Consider the following 18,336-nt stretch of genomic DNA (forward strand, 5'->3'; position numbering starts at 1 on the left):
TGATACCTCAGTCGGCAGCACTTTTGTCTCGTCACAAACGGCCGAAATAGAGAAATCCCAAATCGTCGCAGCTTGGGTTCTAGGGCAAGTGTAATTCTAAGCGCCGCACAACAGATTCTACTCCCAGATAAATGGAGGAAGTTCATCTCTAACGATCGCACTTCTCAGCCAATTGGACTGCTGGCCTTAATTGAAACGCTTGTGGATCACGGCGACTGCGTCCGCCAGCAGCACTAAATCCACGGCTACCGCCACAAACGTGGCACCAAGAGCCAGATAGCGGTCGGCGACATCGGGATCTAGGGCCATAACGCCGGCGGGCACGCCCATGTCCACTAGATCGGTTATCGCTTTGCTGACAGCCTTGTCCACGTCCGGATGGGCCATCTGTCCCGTCAGCCCCATACTGGCACTTAGATCGGCAGGACCGATGAAAACGGCGTCTACGCCGTCGGTGCGCGCTATGGACCTGAGGTTCGCCAGCCCTTGGATAGTTTCGACCTGCACAATCAAATAAAGCTGCTCTTCTGCGGATGTGAAGTAATCATCGACCTTGCCGTAGCGTGTGGCACGGGTCATGCCAGCCATGCCGCGCATACCTTTGGGGCCGTAGTGCATCGCGTCAACAGCGGCTTCGGCCTCTTCTGCAGTCTGCACGTAGGGCACCATCACGCTTTGTGCGCCCATGTCCAAAACCCGTTTGAACAGCGTCGGGTCATTGGCCGCGACACGGACAACGGCAGACGTATCAGGGTTTTGACCGATGGCCTGAAGCGCGGGCAAGACTTCGACCGTTTCGATTGCGGCATGCTCGCAATCCACCAGAACCCAATTGAAACCGGAACCGCCGAGCAGCTCCGGCACCGTGTTGCCGCCGACGGTGTTCCAGATCCCCAATTGCCGTTCCCCATCTGCAAGGGCGGATTTGAAACGGTTCACGGGGTTTCGCATTGGGTCGCCCTTCTAGGTTGCCACGTGGCTGACGTCTTTGTCGGGGCTGTAAATATCAAGGATATTCCAATGGCCCGTCGTCGGCGTCGGGTTGTTGATCATGGGCACATCCAACACCGTGGGCTTGCCGCTGGCGATGGCCGCTTGAAGCGCTGGCAATAGCTCATCCGCAGCAGAAATGCGAATACCCTCTGCCCCATAGGCCCGCGCGATCTCGGCGTAGCCCGGCCCGTTGGTTGGCGCGTCCGGCGTGCCGGGGAACGTCGTGCCATAGGTCAGGCCGTAGTGCGCCTTTTGCAGGCCCGCGATGGTGCCAAAGGCGTTGTTGTTCATCACCAACCAAATGATACCGAGGTTGAGCTCGACAGCTGTCGCAAGCATCGAGGGGTTTTGTCCAAAACCGCCATCGCCTACAAGGCTAAGAACCACGCGATCGGGGGCCGCCAATTTTGCGCCAATCGCTGCCGGGGGGCCAAAGCCCATGGTCGCAAATCCCCCCGGCGTCAGGATTGACCCCGGAGTCAGGATATCGAATTGCTGGCCGACGCCATTCTTGTTCCATCCTACATCCGTTGTGATGATTGCGTCATCAGGAAGCGCGGTGCGGGTGTCTGCCAAAATACGCTCCGGCATCATCGGGAAGGCTGTCGAGGTTTGCATTTCCACGTTCGAGGCTTTGAAACTGGACCGGAAGTCGGAGATTTCGACCTTCTTCTCTGCGCGTCCAAACCCATTTGGATACATCTCTTTGGCCACGCGGGTCAGGACACGTAAAGCCGCCTTCGCATCCGCCACCACCCCGATTTCAGTCGGATAGTTCCGGCCGATTTCTTGCGGTTCGATGTCGATATGAATGACCTTTGTGTCATTGCCTTCGGCCCCAATATTAAAGGTGTAGCCAGGGTACCAGCTGGAACAATCGGCTTCCTTGAAACGGGTGCCAACAGCGAAAACAACATCCGCATTCAGGCAGGTTTGGTTCACCAACTCCGTACCCCAAAACCCCGTCATCCCCATCACCAATGGGTGGTCATCGCGCACTGCGCCTTTGCCCATCAGGGAATGTGCGATGGGCAGACCCATGTGACTGGCAAACGCCGCCAGCTCGTCGGAGGCCTGCGCCAAAAGAATACCTCCGCCGACATAGGCCACAGGCTTCTCGGCATGCGCGAGTTTCTCAATTATCTCCCGCGCAGTGTCATCGTCGATCGATGGTTTTTTCAACGCAAGGGTGTTCTTGGCCACGCGGTCAAAGGTGTCTGATGGGATCACCTCAGAAAAGATATCCATCGGCACGTTCACCAAGACCGGACCGGGCTGCCCGCTTTCAGCCAAGTGGAACGCCTTCTCCAGGATTTCCGCCATCAGATCAGCACGGTCAACCCGCCAGGCGCGTTTGACGAAGGGGCGGTAAATTTCCCACTGGGCCGCGTCCGCATGCAGGTTGACCTCTTGGTGGGGGTGCTTGCCGTAGTAATGTGTCGGAATGTCACCTGCGATCACCACCATCGGGATACAATCAAGCGCGGCATTTGCCACACCTGTGGCACAGTTGGTCAAACCGGGGGACAGGTGCGACAACACCACAGACGCGCGCCCAGTTACCCGTGCATAGGCGTCGGCGGCATGACTTGCGATTTGCTCATGACGCACAGTGATGAATTCAATTGGGCTTTCCGCTAGCGCGGCAAGTACGGCAATGTTTGTGTGCCCGCACAGGCCAAAGACATGTTCAACTTCGCGGCGCTGAAGGAAATCAACGATATGTTCCGCGACCGTTTTGCCGTTTATTTTGCTGCCGTCCATCATGCAATCTCCTGTCCGTAAAACTCACCGAACAGCTCTTCCTCGCTGGGCCGATCTTCGGCAATGGGTCGGGCGACCCAAGTGTAATTCATCATGTGCTTCATGGTAACGTTCTCATTGGTGATGTTGCCGCCCCAGATGCCGCAGCCCAGTGAACTGGTCATGGGCATACCGTTGGTCCAAGCGCCTGCATTGGCTTTGGATTGCGGCTGACGCACCATCATGCGGCTGACCGGGGCAACCCGCGCCAAAGCGTCGATGTTGGCGTCGTTGTGGCTGTAGATGCCGCAGGAATGGCCTTTGCCACCGGTGTTGTAGATTGCACGAACCGTGTCGAGCGCATCATCAAAAGTATCGAAGTGGTAGAGTGCCATCAACGTGGTCAACTTCTCTTTCGAGAATTTGTGCTGGGGCCCGATCTGGCCCTGATTTTCCACCATCAGGAACTTGCGATCCTCAGGGATCGAGAAACCCGCCACATCCGCAGTCTGCTGAGGCTTACAGGCGATTGTCGGGAAGGTGCGATTGCCCTTTTCATCCCACATGGCCTTTTCCAGCAACGCCTTTTCTTCGTCGTTGCACAGGTATCCACCTTCAGCCTGAAGGGCTACGACCATGTCATCGTAGATCGACTTCTGGATGATGATATTGCCATCCGCAGAGCAACCGGACCCAAAGTCAGACGTTTTGGATATGCGCGTATTCTGCGCTGCGATTTCGATGTCGGCGGTTTCATCTATCACGATGGACGAATTGCCCGCGCCCACGCCATAGGCTGGGCGGCCCGAGGAATAGGCGGCCTTGACCATTGGCTTGCCGCCGGTGGCAAGTGTTAGATCGCATTTCTCCATCAGGTGCTGTGTCAAAGGGATTGACGGCTGGCGAACGCATTGGAACAGATCTTCCGGCGCTCCGACAGCCTTACAGGCCGCCCGCATCACTTCTGTCATCTCCCACGTGGTCTGCGCGGTGCGCGGGTGCGGCGAGAAGATCACCGCATTGCGAGCGTTGGCCGAAGATACGCCCGTCACTGGCGGCGTCATGGCTGGGTTCGTCATCGGGATGAGAGAGGCAATGACACCGGCGGGTTTGGCATACTTCGCTAGCCCTTTGGCTTCGTCCACTTCAACAACACCCGTGGAAGGCGTACGCAACACATCTCGCAACACCATCTGGATTTTAAAACGCTTGGCCGGACGACCTGCACGGTCGCCGATGCCACTTTCGTCGACACCTTGCTCGGCCAACCGTGTAAAGGTCTTTTCATTGCCCGCATACCAAGCGATGGCTTGCGAAAGGCGGTCGAGGTCGGCTTGCGACCAGCCTTCAATTTCTGCCATCGCCTTTCGGGCGCGGGCGATCATGTCTGCCGCTAGACTGCGGTCTTCTTCAGTGAGCTCTTTGGCCATCTGTCATCGTGCTTTCTTGTGGTGGGATCGGGTGGGTGCGCCGTTGGGATCGGATGTGACCAAAGGTGCGTTTGGCGCGCTGCAAACAGCGGCGCGCGTGTTCTTCAAAGCCCAATTCCGCAACGCGGGATTGGTTGGGGAGTTCAATGGAGTAATCGACGGGAGGCATGCGTTCGATTATGCCAGCGAAATCGATGCAACCTTCGCCGGGGTATAGACGTGCATCGCGGGCCAGCTGGATCATGCCCTCTCGGGTATCGGCGATACCAGGCAGGGCGTCAGAAATATGAAGGAAGTTCAGCAGGTCACCGGGGACGTGAAGGAGTTCGGCAATGTCGACCCGCGAAAGATGTAAGTAGAGCGTATCAACCAGAATACCGCCATTTGGTTGATCGGCGGCACGGACGATGTCCAGCGTTTCGTCTAACGTCCGCAACCGGCTGAAGCTGGGGAACTCAAGGTCAACAGACATTCCGTAGGGTGCCGCGATTTCGCAGGTCTCCGCGTAGCAGTCGACGATGAAGTTGCGATCGTCTCGCGAGGGGGTCCATGCAGACATGATCATGCGGCTGGCCCCCAACTCGCCTCCCAACTCGCAAGCGGCCTCGAAAGTCCGTGGGTCACAATCCTCGGTTATGCGGGCCAGCTCAATGTCCAATACCTTCAATCCAGTGGTCTGAAGTGCGGTCTTGGTGGCAGAGACCATAGCCTTGTCGATCGGGCTTTCGCGAAATTCCCCGGGCACGTTCATCTGAATGAAGCGTGGGGAAACGGCATCGTAGCCTGCGCGGGCGGCGATGTAGATCAGTTCCGGTGCCGTCGCATTGATGAGAGTCAGATGCGCCAAGGAGTAGAGCGGATCGCATGTCTCGTCGGGCATTGTGAATCACCTCATGGTATCTGCCTGTAGCATTATCATAGTAGGTAATCAAAAATCTATGATATTTTATACTTTGTCATATTTTGGCAGATAGGCCGGCGGCATTGGCCCTTTGTTGCGTCCGCCCTGCTGCATCTGCTCCCACGCGTGTGACAGGATGCCGACAGATCTGGACAGGCAAAACAGCCCGCGTGAAAGTGGCGCCGGGAAACCAAGTTCGCAGAAGATCACCGCTGTGGCCCCATCAATATTCATCGCCAGTGGCTTGCGCGCGCTCAGGTTTGCCTGGACGGCCTCGCCAATGTCGGCATAGCGGCCGGAGACTGTGCCAGCTTTCGCCGCCTCGCGTACCAGCGCCATCAAGCGGGGCGCACGGGGGTCCACGGGATTGTGGAACCGGTGACCAAAGCCGCTGACGATCTTGCCGTTCTCGGTGCGCCATTCATCAAGGCCGGAATGCACAGCCTCTTCCAACGAGACCCCACCGTCTATCCGCTCATTGATATCGTAATAGAGCTCTGCACATTGCTCACCAGCTCCGCCGTGCACATCGCCCAACATATTCACGCCGTTGGCCATCGCGTTGTTGAGGCCGACACCACAGGTCGCAGCCATTCGCGCAGCGGCAATCGACGGGGCCTGCGGGCCATGGTCGACCCCGGCGACCAAAGCGGCTTCCAACAAAGCGGCCTCTTCTGGGGAGGCCAAACGCCCAGCCGTCATCAGCCAAATCATTTGCGGAAAGGATACGTTGCCGATCAGTTCTTCGATCGGATGGCCTCTAAAGGCAATCTTGCCCGGGGACATGTCGATGATGGATGTGCGCCACCACGCGCGGATTGCTTCTGCGTCGTCGCTCATACGGCACCTTCTTGTGTCTTGGTTCTGGATTGGGACTGCGCCGCCAGCCGGATCGGTGCATTGCGCGCGCCATACCCCGCGTATCGCCCCTTGCGTTGAACAATTTCGAAGAAAAACCCGTCGAACAGGCTTTGCCCATAAAGCTGAAAATAGGCACCGTGTTCATCTTCGTCATAAAGGATGTCGTGGCGGCGCAGATCAGCGGTCACCGCGTCACTCAACCCGAATGAAGCCTGGGTGTCAGCGTAGTAGTTTTGCGGAATGGGCAAGCGGTCAAATCCGGCGACCTGAAGTCGATCGGAGGTTTCGAAAATATCGTCGGTCTGAAATGCAATGTGCTGCACGCCCGCACCGGGCCGCCCTGATACAAATGACCCCGCGAGCGTGTCTGATCCAGCGGCCCCATTCAGGTTCAGCCGCACCGTGCCTTCAGGCGTTTCGATGGCCTGAGAGCGCACGATACCCGAAGGGTCGGCAACATTGACGATTGGTGACTTGGTCATCTCGAACGTGGTGAGATAGTAGAGCAACCAGCTTTGCATTTCGTCATAACGCATGGTTTGCGCGACGTGATCGATCCGGCGCAGACCCGCAGGCGGGGTCGACTTGGTGCGGGAAACCGGTTCAAATTCGATGTCCCAGACACGATGCAGGTCCGACTGTTCATCGATGAAGTGAATGACACTGCCGCCGACACCACGAACGGCCGGAATGTTTAGTTCCCCGAGGCCGACCGACTGCGAAAAGTTCTGTGAACCCAATGCTTTGGCCCGTGCGACCGTCTCTGACGCATTTTGGACGCGCAGCCCCATGTCACACACGCATGGGCCATGCTCCATGACGGTCTGCGCTGCGTGGCCTGCGCCGTCGCGGTTGATCACGATGTTAACCGCGCCCTGTCTCCATAAGGCCACCTGCTTTGAGCGATGCTGGCGTTCACACCGGAACGCCATCGAGACCAGAACCGTTTCAAGCTCATCCGCCCCAACGGCGTCGACCGCGAATTCGATAAACTCAATTCCTTTGGCAGGGACTTTTGCCGGAAGATCGGGTGGCACCTCTCGCAGCAAGGGTTCTGTCTGGGCTGCGTCGGATAGAACCGTCACCAGCGAACGGTAGGCGTTGCGTACCGTGTCCGGCCCTTCGGGGGTTGCACCAACCGACCACGGGCCAACGTACCCTGAACGCGCCAGAACCCGCGCCAAACCGCCAAGATTGAGCGTCCCTTGCCCCGGCAACATTGGGTGTACGGGTCCGTCCCAGAGGGCGACATGAAAGACGCGCGCACCGTCAAGTTCGCGCAAGCGGGCCGGACGGGACCCGTCGCCTAGAACGTCGAACGAATTCAAGGCTAGGCCGATCAGCGGATTTGCTTGTGCCGCGACGAATGAGACCACCTCCGCCTCTACGGTTCGCGTGGGCCGCAGCGCCAACCTCACCCCTTTCAGATCCGGCAAGTCATTCGGCACGTGAGTGTCAACCTCAACGATGAGTAATCCCGCGCCCAGAACCCCCGCCATATCCACCTTCGCGGCAATGAGGGAAGCCGTGGCGTCCGACGCAAGCGGTCCTAGCGACGCAATCTTTAGGCCCACTTCAGCAATCAGAGAAGCAAGCTCGACGAGCGTCCCATCAAACTGGGCCACATCCGTCAGGCTCAAATCAATCGCTTCAAATCCCATGGCTGCGATAGAGTGCAGTTTCTCTGGCAGCGCCCCCGGAACAACATGTGTCGGGATCGTCAGCATCAGCCTTGATAGCCCAAGAGCCGCGGCAGCCAGAGCACCAGATCAGGCGACAACATCATAATGATCAGCGCAAGGATCAGCACCGCGAGGAAGGCCCAGATTTCGGAGATGATCTCGCGCAACGGGATGTCAGTAACCGCATTGATGACGAATAGCAGAATTCCGTAGGGCGGTGTAATTAGACCTATCATCGAATTCACAACGACCAACACCCCGAAGTGGACCAGATCAATCCCCAGCGCCTCACAGGTTGGGATGAACAGCGGAACGATCACGAGGATGATCGTCGTGGCGTCCAACACGCAGCCCAGTAGCAGAATAAGAACATTGACCATAATCAAGAACATCAGCGGGCTTATGTCGGCCCCTTCCAGCACCATAGAGATAGACTGCGGAATTTGTTCGGTGATCACGATGAAGTTGAGGATGAACGCGCCGCCGATGACGATGCCGACAGCCGCAGAGGACCGCGCGGAATCGACAAACACGTTATAGAGCGCTTTGAACGACAGCGACCTGTAAAACAGGGCCGCCAGCATAAGCGCATAGAACGCGGCCACGGCAGCGGCTTCCGTCGGCGTAGTCACGCCGCCATAGATGCCATAGAGCAGGATGACCGGCATGAGCAGCGCAGGAAACGCCTTGCCCGTGACGCGCGGCAGGTCTTTCAGCGGCACGGGCTCTTCGGTCTCAAACCCACGTTTGTGAGCAAGATAGCCGTTCATCCCCATCAGCACGACGCCCATGATGAGGCCCGGTAGGATACCGGCAAGAAACAGCGCCCCGATTGAAGCGTTCGAGATCAGCGCATAGAGAACCATCGGGATAGAAGGCGGGATGATCGGGCCAATTGTGGCCGACGCGGCGGTGATCGCGGCCGCATAGCCGCGCGAGTATTTGCCCGAACGGGTCATCATCGAGATGATGATTTTGCCGATACCTGCAGCATCTGCCACAGCAGACCCCGACATGCCCGAGAAGATCAACGAGGCCACGACATTCACGTGGCCCATGCCTCCCTTGAATCGCCCCACAACCGCCACGCAGAACTGCAGCAAACGATCTGTGATCGAGCCTGCATTCATGATGTTGGCGGCGACAATGAACAACGGGACCGCCAGTAGGATCGCGCTACCATAGAAGCCTTGCAGGATCTTCTCGCCCGCAAGCGCAACGTCTAGGCCCGACAGCCCCAAATAGACAACCGCACTCAAGAGGATCGAATAGCCGATTGGTGTACCGATACCCGCGAGGAGGAAAAGCGTGAAAAGAAGGGATGCAAGTTCGAAGCTCATGATGGTTTCTCCGCTTCAGCGGCAGCTTCTGCCTCAAGCACGACTTCAAGTTCGGTCTTCGGCGGGCCATTGCGGATGGTATCAATTGCCAGCCAAGCGTAGCGTATCGCGACGACGATCATGAAAGCGCCGTAGACGCTGAAGATCGTTCGCATCGGGATTTTGCCGCCCGTGAACGGGTTCCGCACGGTCGAGGTTTTGCGGATTTTCATCCAGTCGATGTAGTCGAGCGTGGGCAGCAACGCGTAGAGCATACCCGCCACGATTGCGACCGCTGAGATGACAGCGAAGATCGTCCGCGTCCGTCGGGACACCGACAAATAGATAATGTCGAATTTCACGTGGTCCCATTCGCGTACAACGAAGGCGCAGCTAAAAAAGATCACCCAAACCCAAAGGATCGCGATTAGCTCTAGGGTCCAACCAAGGGGTTGTATGGCGCCAAGGGCGGGAAAGGTTTCGGCAAGCCCGAAGTAATCAATGATTTTCGGCGCGTAACGCGTGGCAATTTGCAATAGAAAGGTAAAAAAGATCACGGCCAACAATGTGGCCGCGATCGCATCAGAAACCCGAGAGACCCACCGGAAAACAGTCTTCATGGCAGGTCCCTCTCTCTTTCAGGTCTTAGTTGCCTAGCGCGTTGATCGCGTCCAGCGCACCTTCGGGCCAGCTGGCGGCAAACTCGGAGCCAACATACTGCGCCTGGACATGCTCGCGGAATGCGGCTGTGTCAGGTGTGTAGACTTCCACGCCGTTCTCTTCGAGGAAAGCGGCCAAATTGTTTTCCAACTCAAGTTGACGCAGACGGCCAACAGACGCGGCGGCATCGGCCGCACGCTGAACGGTCAACTGTTGCTCGGGCGACATGGAGTTGAACGTCTCGGCGGAGATGGCGATGTAGTTCAAATCAACGAGGTGCGACGTCAGAGCGATCTGGTTTGTCACTTCGTAGAACTTGCGATCCACAACTGTTGGCAGCGGGTTGTCCTGACCGTCAATCGCGCCTGTGGACAGGCCGGTGTAAACTTCGGTGAAAGCCATCGGCGTCGGTGCTGCACCCAAAGCGGCGCCAAGGAACTGCCACGCATCCGTACCCGGCATACGCAGGTTCACGCCAGCAAGGTCAGCAGGTGTCTGAACGTCCAGCTCTTCGCGAGTCTGGCGCAGGTTCACGTGGCGGCGGCCCAGATACATCACCGAGAGAAGCTTCACGCCAAGCTCGTCTTCAACAGTCTGCTTGAACGGGTCCATCAGCGGGTCGTTGAAAACGCGGACCTGATGGGCAGCGTCCTGATGCACATAACCTGTTGCGAAAATCGAGAACTCAGGGAAGAACTGCGCAAGTTCCTGAGCCGATGTGATCGACATCTCAAGGTTGCCACGGCTGATGGCGTCCAACTCCGTACCCTGATCGAACAGTGTCGCATTGTAGGATGGCTCGTAGGACGCGAAGCCCGCAACGGACGGGCCAAAGACCTCGGCCAGAGCGACAGAGCGTGCATCCGTTTCGGAACCGGATGTGGACATGCGCAGCTGGATCGCGTGACCGTCAGCGAAGGCTGGAACAGCGGCAATCGAGCTTGCGGCGACCAGTGCGGCCATCGCGACGCGACGAGTGAATTTCAGTGTCATGTGTGTGTCCTCCCAGACGTTTTGTGCCCCTCTGGGCATATTGTGCGGCGTATTAATGCCTCATTTTCCCCATTTCGCAATACATTTTGCAAAATATCGGATATTTTATCCAGCAAGGCTGGCGGGTTTCTCCGCTCCTGCATTGAGTCGGATCAGTTTTTCAGTTTGAGCTGCGGATTGGATCGCCTCTACAACGCGCAATGTTTTGAGGCCTTCCTCACCATTGACCAAAGGCTCGCAGCGCCCGCGGATCACATCTTCAAAGTGAGCGATCTGATTAATGAGCGGGTCCGATGAGCTGACCGGCATCGCTGTAGCCTTGATTGGATTCCACCAACTTGTGCCGCCTTCGTGTTGCCAAAGCCGCATGTCAGGGACGCTTAGCGCCCCTTCTGATCCGCCAATCAGATAGCAGGATTCGTTTGTGGCAGGGTAGATGGGGTATTCCCTTGAGGTCAGTTCCCAACTCCACGGGGACACGACGCTGTCAGACACCGTGATGGTGCAAACGGCCCCGCTTTCAAAGCGCAGAACAGCCGCCGCCAGATCTTCGTTTTCATATCCACGCATGGATGGCGCGCATTGCGCTTGCACAGTGACGACCTCCCCAAGGAAATGACGCATCAAGTCCACGTCATGCACCAGATTGACCGAAACCGGACCTGCTCCGGCCTTTTTGCGCCAAGGTGCTACGTCAAAATAGTCGTCAGGTTTGTAGAACCAACAAGTGACTTGAGCTGCGCGCACCTCTCCGATGGCCCCTTCTTTGATAAGGTCAGCCGTTTTCTGAATGATCGGATTGTGACGCCGGTGATGTCCCACGAGGATTGGCACGCCTTTTGCGCGGGCGGTTCTGACCAGGTCCTCAGCGTCATCCGCAGATGCCGCCAATGGTTTCTCGATGAGAACCGGAACTCCACGTTCTACACAAGCCGCAGCCCCCTCGACATGCAGTAATGTCGGTGTCGACAAGATCACGCCATCGACGTCCACCGCGTCGAACACCGCGTCCAAAGAGGCAAATACTGGTACAGACTGCTCGGTCTGCCCTGGTTCAACCACGGCGGCCAATTCAACCCCGGACACTTGACCAATGGCCGCGATGTGACGTTGCCCGACAAGTCCGGCCCCAACGACAACTAGTTTTTGTGGATGCCCCATGTGGCCCTCTTCTTAAGTCTTGAACGCACGCTAGCAGAGTAAATCAGATTCGCAATAATATATGATATTTTTTATATCAGCATATTTTATCCACCATTGAGGAATATCGGATGATCGTGTTATTCCCTGACCAATTCGAAATGCGTAAGGGCAGGCATGTCACAATCCACACCCACAGTTGGGTCCAGTACATATGAACGCATCAAGCGCGACATCATCTTTGGTGAGCTGGCTCCGGGCTCGAAACTGAAGCTCGACGGGTTGCGTGACCGCTATGCCGCCAGTGTTTCGACACTGCGAGAGACCCTAAACCGATTGGCAAGCGAAGGATTTGTGCAAGCCGCAGAACAGCGCGGTTTTTTCGTCCGCCCGGTATCAGCCGATGACCTGACCGAAATCGCGGAGTTGCGCATCCTGCTGGAATGCTCTGCCCTGGAGACCTCTATCGCTTGTGGCGATGCCGATTGGGAAGGCAATCTGGTCGCTGCTCATCACAAACTGCACCTGATCGAACAAAAGATGCTCGATGGTGACACGTCGCAGAAAGAACAGTGGAAACGCTACGATTGGGAATTCCATCAGGCCCTTATTCAAGCCTGTAACTCACAAAACCTGTTGTCATTGCACGGGACTATCTTCGACAAATACCTGCGTTATCAAATGTTGGTGCTGACCTATCGCGGGGTCGAAGCGGTGCTAGAACACAAGACAATGTTCGAGGCCGCTCTGGCCCGAGACATTCCCAAGGCGAAAGCGGCATTGGAAACCCATATCCGTCTTGGGTTGGAACATACACTTGCGGCCATGGCGAACCTCAAAGAATGAACGACGGCGGTTTATGAGTGCGCGCACTGTGCCATCGACACACTCACATTCGTGCTCTCTCACCCATCTCCGCTATAGAAAGGAAGCGGTCAAATGCTCTATTGCAACGGAATGGCGCTGAGCCCGCGCAACGGTTATCGAGGAATAGATTTGCTGCTGGCATTGCCTGAATGTCTGGCCTAGCGAAGCTGCGTCGCAGCGACAAGCTGGACCATGAATGCCCGCTTTAGGCCGAAATTTTGTGTGTTGAGTACAATGATTCTTACATGCTGCAGTGAACCAGACTACGGCTTTGTCAGTAGTTTGTGATAACTACTTGGCAAGTCCGAGTGGAGTGCAATTTGCGGGAAAAATCTTGAAGAGGCATATCGCAAGTCAGGAAACACTATGGGCTGGTGCTTGTTGGCCAGTTCTGAAGTCACTTTGAACGAATCGAGGATCGCATTCAATAGTCTGAACCCCGGAGGGTCGACCGAAGACGCTGCACACTCTGTCTATGCCATGCCAGATAGTCAAAGCGCATATATAAACGAAAGTTGGGCGAGGCATGCTGTTGCTCAGAGCCCCTTGCTGCGTCAGGTTCGAGCTCTATTTGCTCGACTAAATGTTAAGCCCCAAATGGTTCTTGCTGGGAACCTCGTGCCGTTGCCTCTATTGCGAAGGTTGAGCACCCTCATTCAAAGACGTTGACGAACATTCTGGAGTTGGCTGGCGCTATTGATGAAGCGAAGCCGTTGAAAGGTGCGCCCAATGTTGTTGCCGATTATGCTAGGGCGAAACCACTCATCGAGCGAGCGAAGCATGCGAGGCCATTCGCTCGGGTTCCAGATATGTTGTCTGCATCGCGACCAATGGTTGCTGCCCTGATCGAGCTGGGGCAGCTACGCAGGATACAGGATCATGATGAGCTCAAAAGTAAGGTTGGTAAATCAATCGATGGCCGGTCGATCCAGGAAGTTTTGAAGTTCATTGAGGGGCGATTTGAAGTCGTGGAAGACGTGCCGGTAGGTCATGTACATTTGGCAAAGGCGGCCGAGAAAACCAAGGCTACGCTGTCGGCAATATTGGAGCTTTTGTTCGGTCTGCATCTGAAAGCAGTTTGCAGACTAAAGGATCATCATGGGTTCAGCGGAGCGTTGGTTTCGCCGACGGAGATTATGAAATGTATCGAGCAACCGCCGGATAATGTCTCGAATGAGATTCGGTTCGGGACGCCCTGACGGCCACTTTAGTAGGGTAATCCCCTTAAATCACTGCAAATGCTGCCTTCGGGTGGCATTTGTTTGAAACTTTCGATGGCCATTTGATCTGGGTAAGTGGACATTGTGGCCGCCGAATGGGGGCGGAAACTCAATGAAATAAGGGGTTATATCTCACAGAGTGGCCAAGTTACAGTGTATTCCACAGTTGGGGCGGGACGCCAATGAACCTGAACAATGCGTACGGTTCGCCCTTGGAAGGGGACTCGTCATGGATTTCGACCGTCGGTACATGTCTGCTCATGGCGTCGCCAGACAGTGCATCCTCGCGCCAGAACGGTGCGTTATAGATTGCGACCGCTTTGGCTTGGCCTGCCATCCATGTCGGGATTTCTTGCATCGCGCGGATCGTATTTTCGGGTAGAGGGGCGGAAAAGGAAAAACCGCGGCGATGCGTGGCAGGATGGCAAGTACGGCTTCGTCGGCAACAACGTTGTCTCCATTCCCGAGCTGAGCTGTGATATCTGAGTCCGTTTTTGTTGATTGAGTAACTGCGACACCCGATTGCCGTTTGTGATCGGGAGTGCGGGAAACCAAAGCATCGATTATCGCGCCAAACCACCCTTCAGTCGCCAGGACCCCTCCATTGAAGAAAACCCGCGCCCCCGTTGGGCTCGACCTTGTTCATCCTCAAACATCAGGTCCCCGTTGGCATATTGGTCAAACTTGGTGAGCACGAGCGCGTTAATCATTGCGGCAATGCGAGGTTGGCCGGGCCAAAGCCAAGCAGGGCTCATGTCAAAGGTCCCGTCGTCTAGCTTGATAGTTTTCATCCGCCCACCAAAGCGGTCACGTGCCTCGACTAGGGCATAGTCGCGCTCCTGTGCTTCAAGCGCGTTTGCCGGAGCAAGTCCGGATAGGTCGCCACCGGTGACAAGTGTTTTCATTCCGTGGCCGGTGGTTTTGCATGTGCCAAATGGCCTGTTTTAACCCAGACCTTTGCCCCTTGGTTGCTTGCAATTGCCCTTAGCGCATCGCCGCTTGGAAGTCGTAACCATGTGCCTTTGCCTAACACCTCACCGTATTCAGTGACGGCCCCTTCAATCACCAACATCTCAAGGCCGCCGTCTGCCGGAATTGTGAATGACGCGTCTGCGTCCAATTGGCTGTACGTCACTGTTTCAATATCATCTTTGTGAAGTTGCGCAGTCGCAACACCATCAATAGGCACGGCCAGTTCTGCTGCCATGTCTTTGCGGAACTGGGTGCGGTCATCCATGTCAAACTGCCAAAGTTTAACGAATATGGTGCATCCATCTTCTGAGCCCGGAGTATGGGAAGATGTTGGCGGGTTACGTACATAGGCCTTTTGGGAAAGTCACCATGTTCATCTTAGAAAACACCGTCCAAAACGATGAACTCTTCTCCGCCCGTGTGTGAGTGCGCTGAAAACGAGCTGTTTGGTGCATAACGAACAATTGTCGTCACGCGGACAACTTCACCACCGATACGGTCCAGCATTCGGCGCTCGACTCCTTTCATCGAGGAGGGGACCCATTCAATTTTTTTCTGAACTTAGGACGATCCGTAGGGAAAAATCCGCATTGAGGTCCATGTGGCACCTTTCCTGTTCTGCTTTGAACGATGGAAAACACACAACACAATCGATAGCAAAACACGAAACTGGGAAAGAAAAAGCCGCGTCCCGATGTATCGGTCGCGGCTTTATCGAATTGTTGTCGTAGGTGACTTAACCTTGGCGTGCCTTAAAACGACGCTGAGTCTTGTTGATCACGTAGACGCGGCCTTTGCGACGCACAACGCGGCAATCGCGGTGGCGGTTTTTCAGCGACCGGAGGGAGTTGCGAACTTTCATGGTTCTATCCTTTGTCTCGCGGCGCGGTGAAAGGCGCCTAAGTTTCGTTCATGCACTGACCAGCAGCGCGGCTAAAATTCATGGTGGACGATACTGGGATCGAACCAGTGACCCCTTCGATGTCAACGAAGTGCTCTACCGCTGAGCTAATCATCCACTCCTTAACACACTTAACGCCCTATAAACGAATAGGACGCGCAAGCGCGCGTCGGTTGTCGCGGTCTATATAAAGAGTCGGGATAGGGATCAAGGGCTTTTGGCAAATGCGTAAAATGCGCTACAGTGGGTCGTGAAAGGGCCACGATGACTGACGTTACGAACAATCCGTCCTACCTACTACGTCGCCCTGAAACGCGCGCAACCTCGGTGGTATTTGCATCGCCGCATTCCGGGCGCAAGTATCCGGCCTCGTTTTTGCGTAGGATTGAGCTGAACGAGATCGAGGTGCGCTCTTCAGAGGATGCATTTGTCGATGAGTTGTTCGGCGCAGCTATTGAACATGGGGCACCATTACTTCTGGCGCAGTCACCGCGGGCTTATTTGGATTTGAACCGGGGGCCAGATGAGCTTGACCCAGCTGTGATAGATGGTGTGCGCCGAGTGGCACATAACCCGCGCATAGCCAGTGGTTTGGGGGTGATTCCCCGTGTCGTGGCCAATGGGCGTGCAATCTATCGCGGGAAGCTTACGCTAGAAGATGCGCACGAAAGGATCACCAACGTTTGGCGACCCTATCATGACACGCTGCGAACCTTGATGGACGAAGCGCATGCGAATTTTGGCGAGGCCATTCTCATTGATTGCCATTCCATGCCGCATGAAGCGCTTGAACATGTCGGGCCGCCGGGAGCGACGCGCCCTGATATTGTGCTCGGGGATCGATTTGGGGCATCTGCGGCCAGTTCCGTAGTTGAACATGTCGAGGCAGCGTTTGCTTCTGCTGGCTTTAAGGTTGCGCGTAACATGCCGTTTGCCGGTGCCTATATGTGTCAGCACTACGGGCGCCCTTCGCGACACTATCACGCCGTTCAGGTCGAGATTAATCGCTCTCTTTACATGGACGAGGCTACGATCAAGCCAAATTCGAAGTTCAAAGCGTTCAAAGCTGCGTTGGATGGGGTGATCGCTGAGATCGCAGACATTGGACGTGAGAACAATTTGCGGATCGCGGCCGAGTAGTTAACGCAGTGCACGGCCCTTTTTGATAGCATCTTTTCCGAATTTCTCACGGATGGCATCCGCTGCGCGCTCCGCTTCAGCGCGTTTTCCTGCGTTCGGGTCGAGTAAGTCGCCTTCACGGTCAGCGTCGCCAGCGGGCACCAGTTCAGAAATCCCAACACCAAGCAGGCGGTAAGGCCCTTGATCGCCGACTTGATCAAACAACGCGCGTGCGGTGCGATAGATCGTGTCCGCCAGTTGGGTTGGCTGGTGCAGGCTTTGTCGTTTGCTCAGCAGTTTGTGGTTAGCGCGTTTCAACTTCAACGTGACCACGCGGCCGGCTTTGTCTTTCGCTTTGGCGCGATCAGACACTTTTTCCGCCATGCGCCAGATGTGGCCATCCAGAATATCAGGGTCACTGGTGTCTTCATTAAACGTGGTTTCGTTGCTGAGCCCCTTAACCGGAGTGCTGGCCGAGATTCGCCGCGCGTCTTCACCACGGGCGAGGGAATACAGACGTTCCCCCATGCTTCCGAAACGCTCGTGTAGGTCACGGCGCTCCCAACGCAGAAGATCGTCAAAGGTACGGATGCCTGCTGCATCGAGGCTTTGTTGTGCTACAGGGCCGATGCCCCAGATCAATTTGACGGGCTTTGGACGTAGGAATTCCGTCGTTTCCTTTGCGCCAATCACTGAGTAGCCGCGCGGTTTGTCCAGATCAGACGCCACCTTGGCGAGGAATTTGTTGTGACTTAGCCCGATTGACCCCGTGATACCGATTTCTTCGGCCATGCGTTTCGTCAGCCGTGCTAGCATCACAGCGGGTGGGGCCCCGTGCAGTTTTTCGGTGCCGGTAAGGTCCATGAAGGCTTCGTCGAGGGAAAGGGGTTCGACAGTTGGGGTGAGTTCATCCATCAGCGCGCGCACTTGGCGAGAAACCTCAACGTACCGATCCATACGACCTGGCACGATAACCGCTTCGGGGCAAAGTTTAAGCGCTTGAAACATCGGCATGGCAGAGCGCACGCCCTTGATACGGGCGATATAACAGCATGTCGAGACAACCCCACGATGCCCACCGCCGATGATAACGGGCTTGCCTTCAAGCTCGGGATTGTCGCGCTTTTCGACGGAGGCATAGAAGGCATCACAATCCATATGCGCGATGGATAGATCGAACAGCTCGCCGTGGGCCGTCACGCGCGGGGAGCGACAGACGGGACAACGGGTTCCCGTTTCGAAAGTTTGAAGGCAGGCGCGACAAAGGGCTGGCATGGGACGTAAATACGCGGGACGGGGGAGACGTGGCAAGCGGGCCCTGCGGGGCGTGAGTATTTGTGAGCCAAAGAAACTGGGCGTTGGCGTTTTGGGCTATCATGGAATGTGGCCATTTTGCCAAATCTGGTTCCAGCCTTGCGAAGTCTACTGTCGCATTGGTTGCGCGCTGGGGGCAGTGACCCTATCTAGATTGCGAGAGAATGGCGGCTTCCTTGTTATGTTTAAGTATGCCGCGCAACAAAAAAAGAAATTTGAGG

The 18,336-nt window shown here is 56.0% G+C and carries 17 protein-coding genes, 1 tRNA gene and 1 pseudogene; 3 read left to right on the top strand and 16 right to left on the bottom strand.

Annotated elements, in window-relative coordinates:
* Window positions 1-186 precede the first annotated feature (186 nt).
* From OCA8868_RS13245 to OCA8868_RS13290, 10 genes are all read right to left on the bottom strand, one after another.
* Window positions 187-951, bottom strand: a complete 765-nt coding sequence (locus OCA8868_RS13245) for an HpcH/HpaI aldolase family protein (RefSeq protein WP_093997055.1) — start codon at window positions 949-951, stop codon at window positions 187-189.
* A gap of 12 nt (window positions 952-963) precedes the next feature.
* Window positions 964-2,760 carry a thiamine pyrophosphate-binding protein gene (locus OCA8868_RS13250; RefSeq protein ID WP_245848246.1) on the bottom strand — a complete coding sequence of 599 codons (1,797 nt, stop codon included), beginning with the start codon at window positions 2,758-2,760 and terminating at the stop codon, window positions 964-966.
* Window positions 2,757-4,166 carry an aldehyde dehydrogenase family protein gene (locus OCA8868_RS13255; RefSeq protein ID WP_093997057.1) on the bottom strand — a complete coding sequence of 470 codons (1,410 nt, stop codon included), beginning with the start codon at window positions 4,164-4,166 and terminating at the stop codon, window positions 2,757-2,759. The genes OCA8868_RS13250 and OCA8868_RS13255 overlap by 4 nt, the downstream gene beginning before the upstream one ends.
* The gene (locus OCA8868_RS13260) at window positions 4,147-5,046 is read right to left on the bottom strand and encodes a sugar phosphate isomerase/epimerase family protein (protein WP_093997058.1); all 900 of its coding nucleotides are present in this window, start codon (window positions 5,044-5,046) and stop codon (window positions 4,147-4,149) included. The genes OCA8868_RS13255 and OCA8868_RS13260 overlap by 20 nt, the downstream gene beginning before the upstream one ends.
* Before the next feature lie 66 nt (window positions 5,047-5,112).
* The gene (locus tag OCA8868_RS13265; protein WP_093997059.1) at window positions 5,113-5,907 is read right to left on the bottom strand and encodes a citryl-CoA lyase; all 795 of its coding nucleotides are present in this window, start codon (window positions 5,905-5,907) and stop codon (window positions 5,113-5,115) included.
* Entirely contained in the window at window positions 5,904-7,655 is a 1,752-nt protein-coding gene (locus OCA8868_RS13270; RefSeq protein ID WP_093997060.1) for a bifunctional sugar phosphate isomerase/epimerase/4-hydroxyphenylpyruvate dioxygenase family protein, read from the bottom strand. The genes OCA8868_RS13265 and OCA8868_RS13270 overlap by 4 nt, the downstream gene beginning before the upstream one ends.
* On the bottom strand, window positions 7,655-8,950 hold the full coding sequence (locus OCA8868_RS13275) for a TRAP transporter large permease (RefSeq protein ID WP_093997061.1): 1,296 nt from the start codon (window positions 8,948-8,950) through the stop codon (window positions 7,655-7,657). Before OCA8868_RS13275 ends, OCA8868_RS13270 begins: the two co-directional genes overlap by 1 nt.
* Entirely contained in the window at window positions 8,947-9,549 is a 603-nt protein-coding gene (locus OCA8868_RS13280) for a TRAP transporter small permease (protein ID WP_093997062.1), read from the bottom strand. The genes OCA8868_RS13275 and OCA8868_RS13280 overlap by 4 nt, the downstream gene beginning before the upstream one ends.
* A 25-nt stretch (window positions 9,550-9,574) precedes the next feature.
* Complete coding sequence (gene dctP, locus OCA8868_RS13285) at window positions 9,575-10,582, bottom strand: TRAP transporter substrate-binding protein DctP (RefSeq protein WP_093997063.1); 1,008 nt, start codon at window positions 10,580-10,582, stop codon at window positions 9,575-9,577.
* 105 nt (window positions 10,583-10,687) lie between these two features.
* Window positions 10,688-11,743: a Gfo/Idh/MocA family protein gene (locus tag OCA8868_RS13290; RefSeq protein ID WP_093997064.1), complete on the bottom strand. Its 1,056-nt coding sequence runs from the start codon at window positions 11,741-11,743 to the stop codon at window positions 10,688-10,690.
* A 156-nt stretch (window positions 11,744-11,899) separates the two neighbouring features.
* Between OCA8868_RS13290 and OCA8868_RS13295 the strand changes: the two genes are divergently transcribed.
* Together OCA8868_RS13295 and OCA8868_RS13300 are read left to right on the top strand one after the other, a co-directional pair.
* Window positions 11,900-12,568 carry a GntR family transcriptional regulator gene (locus OCA8868_RS13295; RefSeq protein WP_093997065.1) on the top strand — a complete coding sequence of 223 codons (669 nt, stop codon included), beginning with the start codon at window positions 11,900-11,902 and terminating at the stop codon, window positions 12,566-12,568.
* Window positions 12,569-13,254: 686 nt separating this feature from the next.
* Window positions 13,255-13,788, top strand: a complete 534-nt coding sequence (locus tag OCA8868_RS13300) for a hypothetical protein (protein ID WP_179214857.1) — start codon at window positions 13,255-13,257, stop codon at window positions 13,786-13,788.
* 169 nt (window positions 13,789-13,957) lie between these two features.
* On the opposite strand, the gene OCA8868_RS13305 is transcribed toward OCA8868_RS13300, so the two are convergent.
* The 5 genes and pseudogenes from OCA8868_RS13305 to OCA8868_RS13325 form a co-directional block, all read right to left on the bottom strand.
* Window positions 13,958-14,167, bottom strand: coding sequence for a hypothetical protein (locus tag OCA8868_RS13305; protein WP_093997066.1), 210 nt, complete (start codon window positions 14,165-14,167; stop codon window positions 13,958-13,960).
* 205 nt (window positions 14,168-14,372) lie between these two features.
* Complete coding sequence (locus tag OCA8868_RS13310) at window positions 14,373-14,714, bottom strand: FAD-dependent oxidoreductase (protein ID WP_093997067.1); 342 nt, start codon at window positions 14,712-14,714, stop codon at window positions 14,373-14,375.
* Window positions 14,711-15,382: pseudogene (locus OCA8868_RS13315) on the bottom strand (cupin domain-containing protein). Before OCA8868_RS13315 ends, OCA8868_RS13310 begins: the two are co-directional and overlap by 4 nt.
* Window positions 15,383-15,517: 135 nt before the next feature.
* Entirely contained in the window at window positions 15,518-15,643 is a 126-nt protein-coding gene (ykgO, locus tag OCA8868_RS13320) for a type B 50S ribosomal protein L36 (RefSeq protein ID WP_005850168.1), read from the bottom strand.
* A gap of 81 nt (window positions 15,644-15,724) precedes the next feature.
* Window positions 15,725-15,799: transfer RNA gene (locus OCA8868_RS13325), tRNA-Val, on the bottom strand.
* A gap of 147 nt (window positions 15,800-15,946) precedes the next feature.
* Between OCA8868_RS13325 and OCA8868_RS13330 the strand changes: the two genes are divergently transcribed.
* Window positions 15,947-16,822, top strand: coding sequence for an N-formylglutamate amidohydrolase (locus OCA8868_RS13330; RefSeq protein ID WP_093997068.1), 876 nt, complete (start codon window positions 15,947-15,949; stop codon window positions 16,820-16,822).
* On the opposite strand, the gene OCA8868_RS13335 is transcribed toward OCA8868_RS13330, so the two are convergent.
* Entirely contained in the window at window positions 16,823-18,076 is a 1,254-nt protein-coding gene (locus tag OCA8868_RS13335; protein WP_093997069.1) for a DNA polymerase IV, read from the bottom strand.
* Window positions 18,077-18,336: the final 260 nt, after the last annotated feature.

Origin of the sequence: Octadecabacter ascidiaceicola (genome assembly GCF_900185015.1) — a bacterium.
In the GTDB taxonomy this organism is placed as follows: domain Bacteria; phylum Pseudomonadota; class Alphaproteobacteria; order Rhodobacterales; family Rhodobacteraceae; genus Octadecabacter; species Octadecabacter ascidiaceicola.

Coding starts and splice junctions, on each gene's coding strand:
- OCA8868_RS13245 (WP_093997055.1), bottom strand. CDS start 951: ATGCGAAACCCCGTGAACCGTTTCAAATCCGCCCTTGCAGATGGGGAA.
- OCA8868_RS13250 (WP_245848246.1), bottom strand. CDS start 2,760: ATGATGGACGGCAGCAAAATAAACGGCAAAACGGTCGCGGAACATATC.
- OCA8868_RS13255 (WP_093997057.1), bottom strand. CDS start 4,166: ATGGCCAAAGAGCTCACTGAAGAAGACCGCAGTCTAGCGGCAGACATG.
- OCA8868_RS13260 (WP_093997058.1), bottom strand. CDS start 5,046: ATGCCCGACGAGACATGCGATCCGCTCTACTCCTTGGCGCATCTGACT.
- OCA8868_RS13265 (WP_093997059.1), bottom strand. CDS start 5,907: ATGAGCGACGACGCAGAAGCAATCCGCGCGTGGTGGCGCACATCCATC.
- OCA8868_RS13270 (WP_093997060.1), bottom strand. CDS start 7,655: ATGCTGACGATCCCGACACATGTTGTTCCGGGGGCGCTGCCAGAGAAA.
- OCA8868_RS13275 (WP_093997061.1), bottom strand. CDS start 8,950: ATGAGCTTCGAACTTGCATCCCTTCTTTTCACGCTTTTCCTCCTCGCG.
- OCA8868_RS13280 (WP_093997062.1), bottom strand. CDS start 9,549: ATGAAGACTGTTTTCCGGTGGGTCTCTCGGGTTTCTGATGCGATCGCG.
- dctP (WP_093997063.1), bottom strand. CDS start 10,582: ATGACACTGAAATTCACTCGTCGCGTCGCGATGGCCGCACTGGTCGCC.
- OCA8868_RS13290 (WP_093997064.1), bottom strand. CDS start 11,743: ATGGGGCATCCACAAAAACTAGTTGTCGTTGGGGCCGGACTTGTCGGG.
- OCA8868_RS13295 (WP_093997065.1), top strand. CDS start 11,900: ATGTCACAATCCACACCCACAGTTGGGTCCAGTACATATGAACGCATC.
- OCA8868_RS13305 (WP_093997066.1), bottom strand. CDS start 14,167: ATGCAAGAAATCCCGACATGGATGGCAGGCCAAGCCAAAGCGGTCGCA.
- OCA8868_RS13310 (WP_093997067.1), bottom strand. CDS start 14,714: ATGAAAACACTTGTCACCGGTGGCGACCTATCCGGACTTGCTCCGGCA.
- ykgO (WP_005850168.1), bottom strand. CDS start 15,643: ATGAAAGTTCGCAACTCCCTCCGGTCGCTGAAAAACCGCCACCGCGAT.
- OCA8868_RS13330 (WP_093997068.1), top strand. CDS start 15,947: ATGACTGACGTTACGAACAATCCGTCCTACCTACTACGTCGCCCTGAA.
- OCA8868_RS13335 (WP_093997069.1), bottom strand. CDS start 18,076: ATGCCAGCCCTTTGTCGCGCCTGCCTTCAAACTTTCGAAACGGGAACC.